The following is a 15,516-nucleotide window of genomic DNA, read 5'->3' as shown; positions in this document are numbered from 1 at the left end:
AACAGCAAGTTACACAAGAATTTTGACTTTTATCATCCCCAATAAACCCACTCGCAGATACTTGTAGCCGCGAGTGGGTTCTAAATTGACCGGGACCTTATTCCTGGCTCAACTTTTTTCTATTTCAATTTATACCGCATACCGATGTAAATGATCCGTCCCGAGACAGGCCCCCAGACCATTGCGCCGTCAAAATACTGCGAGAATGGGTTTTGTGCATTCAGGATCGGGTTCTGCTGGCGATAACCAGTCAGGTTTTCTCCGCCCAGGTAAATATCCCAGGTAGGATTAAACTGTTTGGTGATCTGACCCGCCATCTGAAAATAAGAAGGCGAATAAGCTGTTAACTGATAAGCAGGCGGATTGGACGCCGTCTCCGGAATTCTTTTGCTGCTCAACCATTGTATGGTATAATCAAATTTCCATTTATTGGCGGTTTCATAGGCCAGGTTGATGAAAGCCCGGTGTTTTGCAACAAACGGTTTCTCCCGGATGCCACTCAGATACTGTGTCTGCACGTCGAGCCAGCGATACGCCGCCCGGATGTCGAACCGTTTGAATAATTCATAGTTAAATTCCGTTTCTACACTGTTGGAATAGGATTTGCCATTCAGGTTGTAGAATAAAATTTTATGTGGACTATCATCCAAATCAACAACAGTCTGGTTCGTGAAACGGGTATGGTAGAGATCGACCCCAAACGAACCCGGGCGATTATTCAATTTGAACTGATGTACAAAGTTCAGTCCGGTATTCCAGGCTTTTTCAGGTCTTAAGCCGTATCCATAATTTGTAGGTGACCCAACTACTTCATATTGACGGTTACTTACAAAAACGCCAGCATTTTCTGCGAAAATGTTTGCCATCCGCATGCCCGAACCTGCCGAAAGGCGAAGGTTTGTTTTGGGCGTGAAATCATATTTAAGATTCATCCTCGGCGTTGCAATCCAGCCCTGCAGGTTATTGTAATCCATTCTGTACCCTGCTACGGCCGAAAACTTTTCCGGCGCTGTATAAGTGTATTCGAAGAAAGCACCCGGAACGATTTCATTGCGGCTGAATCGCGCAGCGTTAAACGTCTCATTGAAATTATCATTCACAAAACTAAGTCCCGTTCTGAACTTATGCGCTGTTGTGCCGATGATTGATTGGTAGATAAAATTACCATAGACAGATTTTTGCCTGCCATCATATTTAGTTAAACCATAGTATGAATCATTATTGTATTGATTCGCGGAAACAATAAATCCAAGGCTTTTATATTTGTGCTGCGGAAAAATATAACCGAGCTTGCCAGTGAATGCATACTGCTCATTGTTGATGCCGGCTCCGTAACGCTGCGTGGTAAACTTATCGGAAGATGGTTTGAAGTCGGTCTGACCCGCCAGCCTGTGGTCATTCAGGAACTTAATGGCAAACTGACCGATCCATCCATTATTGTCCATGTATTTCCATCGGTTGATGACATTAAACTGTCTGCCCATTGGCATATCCAGGAAGCCGTCACCATCAATATCGTTTCTTCTCACAACGCCGCTCGTGTGGGTCAGCAGGCCTGTGCTCCATTTTGAATTTATTTTTTGATTCAGCAGCACGTTGGCTTCCAGTCTGCCGAGGTTATTGGCATAGGTGTTCACGTACACGCGTTCACTGGCATCGGGTTTCTTTTCCTCGATGTTGATCTGACCAGCAATGCTTTCATAACCGTTCACTACCGATCCGGTACCCTTGGTGAGCTGAATGCCCTCGATCCAGGGGCCGGGAACAAAGGTCAGACCATAACTACCGGGAAGGCCCTTGATCTCAGGAACGTTTTCTGTCAGCAATTGCGTATAATTCCCCGAGAGCCCGAGCAATTGAATTTGTTTGATTCCGGTTACGGCGTCGCTGTAACTTACGTCGACGGATGGGCTGGTCTCAAAGCTTTCAGAAAGGTTACAACAGGCAGCCTTTTGAAGCTCCTTGATGCCCATATTCAGGGTGTTTGAAACGCTCAGCCTGGAAATATAGGTCGATGGCGGACGTGAACTGACAACCACTTCCTTCAATGTACCTGTGGTTGAGTTTTTCAGGATGATCGTCAGCATATCCGGCGAGGCCACGCTTATGGTATCGGCATCAAAACCTACGTAGCTGATCGATAGATGGGTCGGCAGGTCGGACTTCAACTGAAAGTAACCTGTCTGATCTGTAACAAAGTATTCGTTGGAATGGAGGCTTTTGATAGTGGCATTCGCGATGGGATTTAGCTTTCCTTTCACGGTTTCTTCCAGTACAATTCCTTTCAACAGATGTATACTCTTGTCTATCGCGGCGCTGCCCTCACCGCGTGCGTAATGACAGCAGGCAGGGAGCTTGTTATAAACTTCATCCGGAGCTTTGAAGGAGCCTGCATCGTGGCCCGCTTCCGCCAGTTTTTTCTGTATATCTTCAGTTGTGGTTTTGGTACTGTCAAAACTAACGGTCAGCATATGGGTTGCAGCGATCCAGACTGCATGACTGGCATGATTAGCGAGCGCCGTACTTTCAATTCTTGCTTTGCACATCTCGCAATTGCCGGACACTTCGAAATTCTCTGTCTTTTGATTTTTTTTCTGCGCAAAGGAAGAGAGGCTGAATAAAAGAAAAGTAAATATTAAGATGGATAATATGTATTTATTAGACATAAATATTGATTTGAATTTACACACAGGTTCATAAACCGAGTTGCAACCCGGCAATACACAGTAATCCGGTTCAGTGACCGGAAAAATACCCTGCTAAATCAAATCCTGAAATTACCCAGTAAAATATTCAAATCGTCTGGTGGTAGGGGCGAGTCTTCACTGAAATAAGAAGACACCGGATCTTGCTCAACCACAACCGGCGCATCCGCAAAGTCGGGATGTATGGCTGAAGCCAGTAATAATTGCACAGGTTTCAGGGAAACCTGATTAAAGTTGTTCTTTTGGTCTAGATTAATTTTATAACTAACGGTGACATTTTCACCGCAATCCTTGGTGTTCTTGTGCGGGCATGGATTGTCCTGCGGTGGAGCGAGCACAACACGGACATCCTTCAACTTACCACAACAATAAAAATAATTCAGGCTTAGACCAAAACTGGCCACGCCGTAAATTATAAAAATCAGAAAAAGGGTAAGTTTTTTCACCGCGCGAAGATAATGACATTTTTTAGTTTACCAAAGTTAGCGCCTCGGCGGTGAAGGTTTACCCTGGTCTTAACCGTTGCAGTATTTTATGAATCAGGCCCTCCATCAACTTCTTACCTTTAGATCGTTGAAATAAAAATTAGCGTATCGGCATTCAATTTATTGGGCTACAAAAAATACCTTGCTGCGTGATGCCTGTTTCAATAGAATCTGTAAGTTTACCACAAGATTAACCGCTGAAGGCGGTGAGCTAAAAAGTAAACGAATGAACCGAAGCTTGCGAGATTTCTCTGAAAGAGGGGAATGTAAGTGTGGAGCCCCCTGTCTGCCCGACAGGCAGGCATTCGGCAAAAAAATTAACCGCTGAAGGCGGTGAACAAAAAACTATTCGAATGAAAAAAAAACTGGTTGTTTTGACGGGCGCCGGCGTCAGCGCAGAGAGCGGGCTCAAGGCTTTCCGAGATAGCGATGGACTCTGGGAAGGTTACGACGTTACCGAAGTGGCTTCGCCCAAAGGATGGAGAAAGAACCCGGCACTAGTCCTTGATTTTTACAACCAGCGCGGTCAGGATGTAAAAAATGCGCTGCCCAATGAAGCGCATTACGGACTGGCCTCGTTAGAAGAAAAATATGAAGTGGCGATTATTACCCAAAACATTGATGATCTCCACGAAAGAGCAGGTTCTACCCGGGTTGTACACCTGCACGGCGAGATTTTCAAAATGCGCAGTGAAAATCAGCCCCATCCAAATTTTGATATAACCGGCGATATTCTTCCTGGCGACCTGGCTCCGGATGGCGGGCAGCTCAGGCCCGATATTGTCTGGTTTGATGAGGAAGTTCCGATGATCATTGAAGCCTCCCGCATCACGGCTAATGCAGATATTTTTGTGGTCGTAGGAACTTCTTTAGTCGTCTATCCCGCTGCGGGGTTGGTTGACGTAATTCCACCACACAGTCAGATTTATGTAATCGACAAAAGGATTCCGTCCATCAGGTCTATGTCCAACCTTGTCGTCATTGAAAAACCGGCAACAGAGGGCGTGCGGGAATTGGTAGCCTTATTAAATCAGGACTAACTGTGACAGGCATTAACGTTCTCTGAATACAATACCATTTTCCTTGAGTTCGGCCAAAACCGGTTCGTAGATTTCCGGCAGCGTAGGGATATGAAGGCCACGGACCCTGATCTTTCCGTTTAAAATCAGCCGGGCTGCAATACCCAGCGGCAGTCCAACTGTTTTTGCCATGGCGGTACGCTGGTTATCTTCCCCTTCAGCGACCAACGTTGACTTTATAATATGGGATTTCTGATGGTTGAGGTACGTGATTTCGTGTAGCATGATAACCATGTCCCGGTCATCTTTATTCATTGAAAGCTTTGTGACCATCAGGTGCCGCAAAATATCTGCCGATGTCCTTGCATGCTCCGGAATCCTTTCTTCCGTCAGCAGCCCCAGGTATTCAAATTGTTTCTTCACTAATCGGTGATCTTTTTTTTCGATATAACGTTGTAAGAAATCATCCAGGTTTTCCGACTTGGTATAGTAATTCAGACAGCCGTTAAACCAGCTCTGCATCGTTTTACCCTGATAGTTGCGGATGGTCGTTTCATCTGCGTCATCGGTTAGTCCGGCAAGAATTATCGCATGCCAGCCAACGCAGTAATCGGGATGCCGTAAAGTGGTACGCATGAAGGTTTCAGCTTCTTCTAAGTTGTAATAGGTTAAATAGGATAGCGCGTTCCGGTTTGCATAAGCTGAGTATTTGCCTACTTCCGGCACCGTCACATTCATGAAATCCTCAAAGACTTCGTAGTAATCCAGTTCTACAACCTCATTGTTTTCTTTATAGACTGCGCCCCGCTTTCCTGCGTTAACAATATTGAGCGGGTTCCAGCTTATTTTATAGTGCCAGGGATTGTTATCATATTTTTCAGGGACCAACCCGCCACAATGTGATTTATAACTTGTGATCGTTCCGCCCTGCGCCCGGATCCCGTGGATAAGTTTCATTGCGCTCATGTGGTCAATCCCCGGGTCAAGTCCCATTTCACACAGAAAAAGCAGGTCATGTCTTTTGATCTCCGGCGCTAAGGCGCGCATGTCTTCATCTACATATGATGCCGTCAGCAGGTGTTTTTTGCAACGGACGCAATCCAGGGCAACAAATCGGTGCATGGCCGGCGGAAGCATGGAAATGACGATATCAGCCTCGCAGATCAGCTTATTCCGTTCCTCATCGTCATAGATATCAAAGGAAATTACCCTTGCTTTTGGATGGTTGGCAATCTTGCTTTTAGCCAGTTGCAAATCTGCGTCCACCACACCCAGGTTCCAGTTTTCTGCGTCTGCATGTTTCAGCAGGTAATCGATTAGGCAGGTGGTTGACTTTCCGGCACCAAACAAAAGAATATTATTCATGCTCCGTTTCTTAGATATTTTATAATAGTAGTAGCAACAGACCAGATCAGAAACTTTCGCTTCCAAGATACAAAAAAGGCTGCAAAGAGCACTGCAGCCTGTTAATTAGAATAAATTGTTGTTCGTCTAGCAGCTCGTACCGGACAAAGGGCGGTCAACCGTTCTTTTCAAAAGCCGCATTTACCTTTCCCCCGAAATCAGAGTTTGTTGATCACGCCGCACCCGATCCTGGGACCGGAATTGCCGGTAGGCTGGGTGGTGTAATCATCGGTTCCACCATGCACGATTATTCCGCGGCCAACGATATCATTCTTGGCAGTATCTGCAACACTCCAAAGGTTGGTTGTGACTGTCGTCATACCATGCCCGGTATTATCCAGCATGATATTACCGATGTCGCCTGAGTGAAAATGCGCTGATCCCCATTTGCCATGAATTTCATTGGTTGGATTCCAGTGTCCGTGGGTATTGTTGCCTTTGTCGCCGCAATCGCCATGCTCATGGAAGTGAACTGCCACGTTGCTGTCTGCTCTCTCAGGAATATTCAAGTGCATTTCCATTTTTATCTGGCCATTAGACTCCTGGAAGAATTTGACATTTCCGATATTTTTGGTGCTGTCGGCTGTTGAAAATAAATCGGCTTGTGCCACAGCTTTACCTTCAGTCTGAGACGCTGCTGCACCTCCTGCAGAGTCTGATCCAGCCTGTTTAGACTGTCCCGCGTTTCCACAGGACGTTAAAAAAGCGATGCAAATAAACCCCGTAAGGGCCATTAGTTTGTTTTTGATCATGATGATACTATTTAAGGAGTGAATGAATCGGGAAGATTGTTGGCTTATTGGGCCTGCTCTTTGATTATTACTTATTTTAGCAAGACAAATTTAATGGAAAATGGTTGAAAAGGATAATCCATGGAAGATTACTGGTGCACGGGAATATTATAATAATCCGTGGATCAATGTTACGCAGTACGATGTCATTAATCCATCGGGAGGGACTGGAATATATGGTAAGGTTCATTTTAAGAATATTGCGGTCGGTATCGTAGCGCTTGATTCGGATGATCATATCTGGCTGGTGGGACAATTCAGGTTCGTCCTGGGCCAATACAGTTGGGAGATTCCCGAAGGCGGTTGTCCGGAAGATGAAGATCCGCTGGATTGCGCGCGAAGAGAACTGGGTGAAGAGACCGGCCTGGTCGCAAAACAATGGGATGAGTTATTGCGCCTGCAACTCTCCAATTCGATTACTGATGAATTGGCTATCGTCTATCTGGCACGTGATTTGGAAATGAAAGGTGCACATCCGGAGGAAACAGAGGACTTAACTGTCCGGAAACTTAGTTTTATCGAAACGATGGACTGGGTGAGGGAAGGAACAATAACCGATGCTATTTCGGTGGCTGCGTTGCAGCGGATTCAGTTGATGAAACTTGAAGGGTTACTTTAGCATTTAAACCGTTCGAATTGGAAAAAAAGAAACCGTTACCTGTTTTACCTGCGATCCCTAATGATGCCCGATTGAAGTTGGTGAATAGAATTGCCAGGCTGATGGATGAAGAATTTTCCATAGGAGGATTCAGGTTTGGCTGGGATCCTATTCTCAACCTTTTCCCGGTTGTGGGCGATGTCGCGGGTTATACCGTGTCCGTTGCCCTTATTCTGACGATGCTACGTCACGGTGCATCTGGTAAACTGGTTGCAAAAATGATGGCCAATGCCAGTCTCGATGCGCTTATCGGCCTGGTACCCTTTTTGGGTTGGATAGCCGATTTCATCTTTAAAGCTAATACCCGGAATGTAAAATTGCTTGTTGAGCACTACACGGCAGGCAAGCACGAGGGTAGTGCCCGTCCAGTTGTCTATTCGATTTTGATTACCGGGCTGGTCATAGGCATTGTTATTATATTCCTTTCGTTCAAAGCCTTGCAATGGCTGGTTCGTTATGGAGACAAATTGATTGGGGTTACTTTTTAGTGTACCTCACAATACGAGGAGCAGCAAGGTCTTGCCGTAAACGCCTGAAAGTAATTTCTAATCCTTACTGGTTCCTTACTTGATGATCGTGATCACATCCCCGGATCCGGAACTCCTATCAAACACCTTAGTACCATTGTACCACACTTCCGTAGTAAACTGGTAAGCGCCGTCCCTCTTAGTTATGGCACAGATGATAGTATCCCGGTCTCCATTACCCCAATCTAAATAGAAGGTTGCGGGGCTGTCTTTCGCCTGAAGGTTGGGGACGATGTTCATGATAAGAAAACTATATTTTGCCAGTAGTGTTTATTCTATTATATTTGGACATGTTATGTCAAGTCAAATAGTTTCAAATTGAAGAATATTGCAGAAATAATCAGGGGATTGAGAGAGCAGAATGGACTACTGCTTAGGCAGGTTGCTGCTGAAATTGAAATAGATCAGGCGCTGTTAAGTAAAATAGAACGCGGGGAGCGACTACCAACAAGAGATCAGGTTATTCGATTAGCTAAGTTTTACGAAGTAGATCCCAATGAATTCTTGATTGAACTTATTAGTGATAAGCTCGTTTATGAACTACTTGATGAGGAAGTGGCATTAAAGGCAATGCAGGTGGCGGAAGAAAAGATCAACTATTTTACGAAAAAAAAGAATGGCAAGTAATAAGCTTATAGAGAGAATACCAGATGAGTTACCTAGTCATTATGCTGATAGGTTGGGAGTGAACTACACCAAATCTGTGAGTCAGGAACACAAGAAAACGATGGGGCAGTTTTTTACTCCGGTGGAAATTGCAGCCTTGATGGGAAGATATGCCGAATCGGCAAAAAGTTCGATCAAAATATTAGATCCGGGATGCGGTACTGCAATTCTTGCTTGTGCACTAGTAGAATCTTTGGTTGAAAACAATAACAAATTGAAGGATATTTTATTGGTCGTGTACGAAACCGACAGGGCAATAATTCCCTATACAAAAGAGTCAATAGGCTATTTGAGCGACTGGTTAAAAACAAAGAATATCGGTTTAAATTACATGGTGTACACGACTGACTTTATTCTAGAAAACTCAAACTGTCTGACTTACAACGGCAATTTATTTTCTCAAGCTAATGAACAGTTTGACATTGTTATTTCAAATCCCCCTTACTTTAAACTCCCGATTGACGACAAACGTGCAATTGCTGCAAAACAAGTGATCAATGGTCACCCTAATATTTATGCTATTTTCATGGCCATTTCTGCCAGGCTACTGAAAGATAATGGCCAACTAATATTCATAACTCCCAGGAGTTATGCATCCGGCAGTTATTTTAAAGTATTTCGTGAGTATTTTTTCAAAATAATTGAAATAGAGAAGGTTCACCTGTTTGTTTCCCGTAGGGATACTTTCAACAGAGATAAGGTATTACAAGAAACAGTTATACTGAAAGGCAGGCGAACGAGTAAGATAAATCCAATGAACAAAGTACAAGTAAATTCTTCCCATGGGATAAAAGATATTCATTCACCCATGGTTAAATGTTTTTTGCAGAAGGAGTTAATTGATTTGAATTCCAATGAAAAAATACTGTATTTACCCACAAGTGATTTCGAGGAGGAAGTTTTGAACGTTTTTAGGAACTGGAGCGGCAATTTGAATATGTACAATATTCAGATTTCTACAGGCCCTGTGGTTGCATTTCGAGCGTGGGAGTATATTCATGAGAATTACCAAAATGGGGCAGTACCCTTGGCTCCGCTTTTCTGGCTCCATAATGTAAAGCAAATGAATTTAGAGTGGCCTATATCAAAACCGGACAAGGGGCAATACTTAAAGATACAAAACGAATCAAAATCTATCCTTATCCCGAATAAAAACTATGTTTTGTTGCGGCGGTTCAGCGCCAAGGATGATAAGAGTAGGCTGGTTGCAGCTCCTTATTTCTGCAGCCTCATTGAGGCAGAGTATATCGGGGTAGAAAATAAAGTAAACTACATCTATCGCCCTAAGGGAAATTTGGAGAGAAGTGAAGTAATTGGGTTGTGTGCTTTATTGAATAGCAGTTTATTCGATTCCTACTTCCGTATATTCAATGGCAATGTAAACGTAAGCGCAACCGAGCTCAGGGAAATGCCCCTTCCTTCACTTGATGTGATAAAGGAAATTGGTAACGATATTATTCTTTCTAATGACTTTTCCATTGAAAGCACCAATAGAATTGTAAGTACACAAATTGAATTTATACCAACAACCCCATGAGCAAGATTGACGAAGCAAAAAAAATACTCAAAGAATTAGGATTGCCGCCAGCACAGCAGAATGAAATATCGGCATATACTTTATTAGCGCTATGCGGAATTAAACCCCGAGACAGTTGGCGAAAAGCAACCCGTAAAAGTTTGAAGGTTACTAAAGGTATAATGGCTTTTGTTCTGGACAATTACAAAAAAGAATACGCACCAAATACGCGGGAGACATTCCGAAGACAAGTCCTACATCAGTTCATACAGGCTCGAATTGCAGATTATAACCCTGATAATCCAAAACTGGCAGTAAACAGTCCGAATGCTCATTATGCTATCACTAATGAGGCATTGACCGCTATTCAGAATTTTGGCACCAGTCGTTGGAAGAACGCGGTCGTTGAATTTAAATTGGAAGCAGGAGAGCTGGCGAAGCGATATAAAAAGGAAAGAAAACAGAATCTGATTCCGGTAAAACTGAGTAATGGTAAAACCCTTAAATTGTCACCCGGAAAGCACAATGAAGTTCAGGCAGCAATTGTCCACCATTTTGCCTCAAGGTTCACCAACGGGGGCTCGGTGCTCTATTTAGGCGATACTGCCAAAAAAGATCTATTCGTTGACCAAGTAAAGCTAAAAGAATTAGGAATTCCACTTGATCAGCACAGTAAATTGCCTGATGTTGTAATATACGATGCGAAAAAAGACTGGTTATTTCTGATTGAAGCAGTTACTTCGCATGGCCCGATTTCTCCTAAACGAATTATTGAACTTGAAGAGTTCCTAAAAGACTGTAAAGCTGGGAAGATTTATGTAACTGCCTTCCCTGATTTTACTGAATTTAAAAAACATTCTATTCATATCGCCTGGGAAACGGAAGTTTGGTTGGCCGACACACCCGACCATATGATACATTTTAACGGTGATCGATTTATCGGACCGAGATAGAAAAATGATACAGCGACTCCATCAAAACATTTAGTAGTCCCAATTGGGGCAAGCACCTCAGATTAGGAACTCTGGCCGCACTCGCTGCCCTTTATTTTTAGAAATGTATTTATTATTGCATTGAAAGAAATGATTTCTTGGTGAAACGAACAAGTCATGGATCTGGATGGTTATATTAAAAGAAACCAAGGAGACAAACGAACGATTGCGATATATTCACTGGCTGGATTTTCGTGGAGGAATTTCACAAATGAACAATCGACCGCAACAATTTGAGAAAACCACCCCGTTCCAGATACAGCGCTTTAAAATGCCCCAACTATTTCTTTTCTTTGCCGGGTGAAGCAGTTCAGATCAAAACAAAGACCTAAAAAGAATCTGCTGGTCGCGGGAGTACAGGCCGTGCTGGAAGCTTTGGAATCCGGCAAGGCGCTCGACCGGATCTACCTCGACCAGAAGATCAATAACCCGGAGTTTTCCAGGATCAGGAGCCTGGCTGGAAAACTCGGCGTGCCGGTGAATTATGTCCCGGGCGTAAAACTGGAACAGTTCAACATCCCTGGCCATGAAGGCTGTATCGGTCAGATCGCCCGCGTGGTTTATTCCGATTTACAGGATGTAATCACGCAGGTCGTGGAAAGGGGAGAGGCACCACTTTTTCTCATCCTCGATGGCATTACGGATATCCGTAATATAGGCGGCATCGCCCGGACAGCCTGGTGTTGCGGCGTGCAGGCGCTGATCATTCCCGGTAAGGGCGTTGGCGCGCTGAATGAAGATGCGATCCTGACTTCAGCAGGAGCGCTGGAAAAAATTGCAGTCTGCCGGGTCGACAGCCTGATGAAGGCGGTGGATGAGCTTCATGCCAACGGGATCCGGGTCTTCGCCAGCGAGATGAAGGCAGCTACACGAATCGACCAGTGCGATTTCTCCATCCCTTCGGCTATCGTGCTGGGCAGTGAAGAAAAAGGGATTTTCCCGCCACTGATGAAAATCTGTGATGAGAATATCAGCATCCCCATGTATAACCAGTTTGAAAGCCTGAATGTGTCGGTAGCCACCGGTATGATCTTATATGAGGTTATGAAACAGCGGGAATTCAAGATGGGTTAGCCGCGTCTATCGATTTAAAAAGATCGCGCAACTCTACATTTACTTTTATGGAACTGATGTCGCCCATACATATTGATAAATTATCGCCCCCCATCCGGTATGGGGACAAGATCCTGCTGACCGGTTCCTGTTTCACCGAACATATCGGCAATGCACTGGCCCTGCATAAGTTCGATACCCTGCAAAACCCAAACGGGATCCTGTTTGATCCCTACAGCGTCTGCGACAGCCTGATTTCATATACTGAAAATAGGAAATATCAGGAAGACGATCTGATATTACTGAATGAGCTTTGGCAATCCTGGCGCCACCATTCGCGGTTTTCTGGGATGGACAGGAGTGAGGTGTTGAGCCGGATCAATGCCAGTCAGCAAGAAGCCCATGACTACCTGAAAACGGCAAACTGGATCATTATCACGCTGGGGTCTGCATTTTCTTACCAACTGAATGAAAACAGCCAGGATACTGTTCACCAGCAATTGAATGTAGCCAATTGTCACCGGGCACCGGGGAAGTGGTTCGACAGGAGCCTGCTGACCATTGAGCAGATCATTTCACAACTCGATCAGGTTTATCACCGGCTGAAAGTTTTCAATCCGGCATTGAAGATCATTTTTACCGTCAGTCCCGTCCGGCACCTGCGTGACGGCGTCGTAGATAACAATCGGAGCAAGGCAAGGTTGATCGAAGCGGTTCACCACATGGTGAATAAATTCACCGGGCTGTATTATTTTCCGGCTTATGAACTGGTCATTGATGTGCTGCGCGATTACCGTTTCTATGATATCGACCTGGCGCATCCTAACTATCTCGCTACTGAATTTGTATTGGAACAATTTACGTCTTCCTGTATAGATGAAGCTTCAGTTCAGCTCATGAAAGAAGTTAAGCAGATTGTACTTGCCCGCAATCATCGGGCCTTTCAGCCAGAAACCCAGGCGCACCGGCAATTCCTGCGGGTGCATTATGAAAAGGCAAAGGCTCTTTCTGAAAAATACTCTTTTCTGGACTTTAGTGAAGAGATGATTTATTTTTCCCGCGCCGGTGGTTTTTAAGAGCCTGGCCCTGTTTAGTTACAATCTTCCGAAATATCAGGCAGTCCATATTGCAACCAATGTCTTACTCTTCACATTCAATATATTATTTATAGTTGAAGGTTCTGGCTTCTGGGCATACCCCTGTTAGCGAGGAAAGTCACCTGCTTTCGCAGAACAGGGATATTATCGAAAACCCCTTTCCACTTTGCGTTTGCACTGTAGAAGGGGGTTTTACCAGAGATGTATGATGACCGGTTAAACTATTTTTTAGTCAGTTTATAGACTGTTTTTGTATAGAATTCCTCGCCGGGCCTCAGCACCGTATTGGGAAAGGACGGTACATTGATGGCGTTGGGGTGAATTTGGGTCTCGAAGCAAAAACCGCTGAATGGTCCATAGGATTTTCCATCCTTACCCTGAATTTCAGGCACCCACTTTGCATTATACAAATGAACCAGTGGGGAGGTAGTGTAAACTTCCAGTTTCACATCCTGCTCATCGCACCAGGCTTCCGCGGCCACGCGCTCAATACCAGGCTGATCCAGCGGGAAGCTCACATCAATACCCTCATCTACCTGGCTAATCTTTCCGGTTTCCTGATAATTTCGGAAATCGTTTCGCGTTCCCTCCACGGGAATGATCTTTCCGGTGCAACTCAGGTTGGCATCCTGTTCCAGGTAACCCGATCCATGAATACGCAGGTGATGGTTCAGGATATTGCCTTCACCGTTATTGAGGTTGAAATACCCGTGATGCGTGAGATTCACAGCGGTTGGTTTATCTGTAACCGCATGGTACTCGTAGCTCACTTCATTGTCTTCGGTCAGACTGAAGGTGATCGTCACCTTCAGATTACCCGGAAATCCTTCCTCACCATCGGGACTGATGTACTGAAGTACCAGCTTGCCGTTATCTTTAGAGACCAGGTCCCATACTTTTTTGTCAAAACCCTCCAACCCACCATGAAGCTGATAATTCGGGTCGGTACTATTCAACTTGTATTCTTGGCCGTCGATGGAGAAGGATGCCTTATTAATACGATTCCCGTACCGGCCCACGGCTGCGCCGAAGTAGGGGTAATTCTCCAGATACTCGGCTGACCAATAGTCGGACGGCTTATCAAACCCCAAGACAATATCATTCATTGTTCCGTCAGATTTCTTTATCTTTATCGCCATAATTATGGCGCCGTAATTAGTGACTTTCACCACGGTGCCATTATTATTTGTAAGCGTGTAGGTATAAACTTTTTTGCCGCCGGGGTGCTGGCCGCTGAGCTCTTCTGAAATTTCCTTCATGTGATTATAATTTAATTATTTTTGATTTTCCGATGGAAACCGTTTGTATCGAAAATATTCCTTTGGAAAATTTTGGTTGGAACATCTTAGAAACTTTTTCACGGGCTTGAAATAATTTAGTTCATAAAATTAATAAAAATGCCATGATTATTACAGAATTACAGAAACAATTTGAGAAACTTTACGGAAGTGCTGCGGAGAAAATATTTTTTTGCCCGGGGCGTGTCAACCTGATCGGTGAACACATTGACTATAACGGCGGCCAGGTAATGCCCTGCGCCATCTCGATGGGTACAACGTTATTAATTTCAAAAAATGACGATAAGGTATTCAGGTTCCACGCGGCTGATTTCCCTGAAACGGCAGATATTCCGCTTCAGGATTCCTATTCAAAAACCGGTTCCGAGTGGTATAATTATCCCCTGGGAGTGATCCATGAATTTTTGCTCAAAAACGTAAAACTCTCTGGCGTTAATATGTTATTTTCCGGCAACCTGCCCATTGGCGCGGGTCTGTCTTCTTCCGCCTCTATTGAAGTATTGACTGCGTTTGCACTGAACGAAATCTTTAACGGCGGTATGGATCGCACGGAACTGGCCCTGTTGGGTAAAAGGGTTGAGAACGGATTCATGGGCCTCAATAGTGGTATCATGGACCAGTTTGCTGTTGCTCACGGAAAGAAAGATCATGCAGTTTTATTAAATACAGATTCACTGGAATATGAATATCTTCCTTTTGAGATAGGAGATTATGTGCTGGCCGTAGTAAACACCAACAAACCCAGGAAGCTGGTAGAGTCCAAGTACAATGAAAGGTTTGCGGAGTGTATGACTGCCAAAGAAAGACTGCAACAGAAACTGCCTATCCAGCATCTTTGCGATGTAAGCCTGGAAGAATTTAATGCCAACAGGTCATTAATTGGAGATCCTGTTATAGAGAACAGGGCATTGCACGTTATCACGGAAAATGAGCGGGTAAAACAAGCAAAAGTGGCTTTGCTTTCGGGCGATATAAAGACATTCGGAGAGCTGATGTACGCCTCGCACGATTCGTTGCAACACCTTTACGAGGTTTCAGGCATTGAGTTGGATACGATTGTTGATTTTTGCAAAGATTATGCTGCATGTGAAGGTGCCAGGATGACGGGCGCAGGATTTGGCGGCTGTGCCATCGCTCTGGTCAGGAAGGACAGTTTTGATGATTTCGCAACTAAGATCACGGATTATTATAATGAAAAGATTGGATATAAGCCGGGTGTTTTCTCTTCCATCATCGCGGAGGGAGTACATCAGGTCGTTTAACAATTTGATAATCAGATACATATAATTACTATTTAATAATTAA

The 15,516-nt window shown here is 44.4% G+C and carries 15 protein-coding genes; 9 read left to right on the top strand and 6 right to left on the bottom strand.

What is annotated here, in order from left to right; all coding sequences use genetic code 11:
* Positions 1 to 119: 119 nt before the first annotated feature.
* Positions 120 to 2,666 (bottom strand): TonB-dependent receptor domain-containing protein, encoded by a 2,547-nt coding sequence (locus AC3WS5_RS14830; protein ID WP_492468185.1) that lies wholly within the window; start codon positions 2,664 to 2,666, stop codon positions 120 to 122.
* A 98-nt stretch (positions 2,667 to 2,764) separates the two neighbouring features.
* The gene (locus tag AC3WS5_RS14825) at positions 2,765 to 3,151 is read right to left on the bottom strand and encodes an HYC_CC_PP family protein (protein ID WP_492468184.1); all 387 of its coding nucleotides are present in this window, start codon (positions 3,149 to 3,151) and stop codon (positions 2,765 to 2,767) included.
* 392 nt (positions 3,152 to 3,543) lie between these two features.
* Here AC3WS5_RS14825 and AC3WS5_RS14820 point away from each other — a divergent pair, with 392 nt between their 5' ends.
* The gene (locus AC3WS5_RS14820; RefSeq protein WP_492468183.1) at positions 3,544 to 4,230 is read left to right on the top strand and encodes an SIR2 family NAD-dependent protein deacylase; all 687 of its coding nucleotides are present in this window, start codon (positions 3,544 to 3,546) and stop codon (positions 4,228 to 4,230) included.
* A 12-nt stretch (positions 4,231 to 4,242) separates the two neighbouring features.
* On the opposite strand, the gene AC3WS5_RS14815 is transcribed toward AC3WS5_RS14820, so the two are convergent.
* Complete coding sequence (locus tag AC3WS5_RS14815) at positions 4,243 to 5,574, bottom strand: saccharopine dehydrogenase C-terminal domain-containing protein (protein WP_492468182.1); 1,332 nt, start codon at positions 5,572 to 5,574, stop codon at positions 4,243 to 4,245.
* Positions 5,575 to 5,771: 197 nt separating this feature from the next.
* Complete coding sequence (locus AC3WS5_RS14810; protein ID WP_492468181.1) at positions 5,772 to 6,365, bottom strand: superoxide dismutase family protein; 594 nt, start codon at positions 6,363 to 6,365, stop codon at positions 5,772 to 5,774.
* A 100-nt stretch (positions 6,366 to 6,465) separates the two neighbouring features.
* On the opposite strand from AC3WS5_RS14810, the gene AC3WS5_RS14805 reads away from it, so the two are divergent.
* Positions 6,466 to 7,023 carry an NUDIX domain-containing protein gene (locus AC3WS5_RS14805; RefSeq protein WP_492468180.1) on the top strand — a complete coding sequence of 186 codons (558 nt, stop codon included), beginning with the start codon at positions 6,466 to 6,468 and terminating at the stop codon, positions 7,021 to 7,023.
* A 17-nt stretch (positions 7,024 to 7,040) separates the two neighbouring features.
* The gene (locus tag AC3WS5_RS14800) at positions 7,041 to 7,550 is read left to right on the top strand and encodes a DUF4112 domain-containing protein (protein ID WP_492468179.1); all 510 of its coding nucleotides are present in this window, start codon (positions 7,041 to 7,043) and stop codon (positions 7,548 to 7,550) included.
* A gap of 75 nt (positions 7,551 to 7,625) precedes the next feature.
* Here AC3WS5_RS14800 and AC3WS5_RS14795 read toward each other — a convergent pair whose 3' ends face one another.
* Complete coding sequence (locus AC3WS5_RS14795) at positions 7,626 to 7,829, bottom strand: hypothetical protein (protein WP_492468178.1); 204 nt, start codon at positions 7,827 to 7,829, stop codon at positions 7,626 to 7,628.
* Positions 7,830 to 7,907: 78 nt separating this feature from the next.
* On the opposite strand from AC3WS5_RS14795, the gene AC3WS5_RS14790 reads away from it, so the two are divergent.
* From AC3WS5_RS14790 to AC3WS5_RS14770, 5 genes are all read left to right on the top strand, one after another.
* Complete coding sequence (locus AC3WS5_RS14790; RefSeq protein WP_492468177.1) at positions 7,908 to 8,216, top strand: helix-turn-helix domain-containing protein; 309 nt, start codon at positions 7,908 to 7,910, stop codon at positions 8,214 to 8,216.
* Positions 8,206 to 9,792 (top strand): Eco57I restriction-modification methylase domain-containing protein, encoded by a 1,587-nt coding sequence (locus tag AC3WS5_RS14785; protein ID WP_492468176.1) that lies wholly within the window; start codon positions 8,206 to 8,208, stop codon positions 9,790 to 9,792. Before AC3WS5_RS14790 ends, AC3WS5_RS14785 begins: the two co-directional genes overlap by 11 nt.
* Positions 9,789 to 10,724 (top strand): BsuBI/PstI family type II restriction endonuclease, encoded by a 936-nt coding sequence (locus AC3WS5_RS14780; RefSeq protein WP_492468175.1) that lies wholly within the window; start codon positions 9,789 to 9,791, stop codon positions 10,722 to 10,724. The genes AC3WS5_RS14785 and AC3WS5_RS14780 overlap by 4 nt, the downstream gene beginning before the upstream one ends.
* Before the next feature lie 339 nt (positions 10,725 to 11,063).
* Complete coding sequence (gene rlmB, locus AC3WS5_RS14775) at positions 11,064 to 11,837, top strand: 23S rRNA (guanosine(2251)-2'-O)-methyltransferase RlmB (protein WP_492468174.1); 774 nt, start codon at positions 11,064 to 11,066, stop codon at positions 11,835 to 11,837.
* Between the two features lie 47 nt (positions 11,838 to 11,884).
* Positions 11,885 to 12,892 carry a GSCFA domain-containing protein gene (locus tag AC3WS5_RS14770; RefSeq protein WP_492468173.1) on the top strand — a complete coding sequence of 336 codons (1,008 nt, stop codon included), beginning with the start codon at positions 11,885 to 11,887 and terminating at the stop codon, positions 12,890 to 12,892.
* 242 nt (positions 12,893 to 13,134) lie between these two features.
* On the opposite strand, the gene AC3WS5_RS14765 is transcribed toward AC3WS5_RS14770, so the two are convergent.
* Positions 13,135 to 14,172: an aldose epimerase family protein gene (locus tag AC3WS5_RS14765; protein ID WP_492468172.1), complete on the bottom strand. Its 1,038-nt coding sequence runs from the start codon at positions 14,170 to 14,172 to the stop codon at positions 13,135 to 13,137.
* A gap of 143 nt (positions 14,173 to 14,315) precedes the next feature.
* Between AC3WS5_RS14765 and AC3WS5_RS14760 the strand changes: the two genes are divergently transcribed.
* A complete protein-coding gene (locus AC3WS5_RS14760) occupies positions 14,316 to 15,473 on the top strand; it encodes a galactokinase (RefSeq protein ID WP_492468171.1) in 1,158 nt (385 codons plus the stop codon).
* Positions 15,474 to 15,516: the final 43 nt, after the last annotated feature.

Source organism: Niabella sp. CPT15-335-S11 (assembly GCF_058792415.1).
The sequence above is the reverse complement of the archived record's forward strand: the minus strand, read 5'-3'. Positions and strand labels throughout refer to the sequence as shown.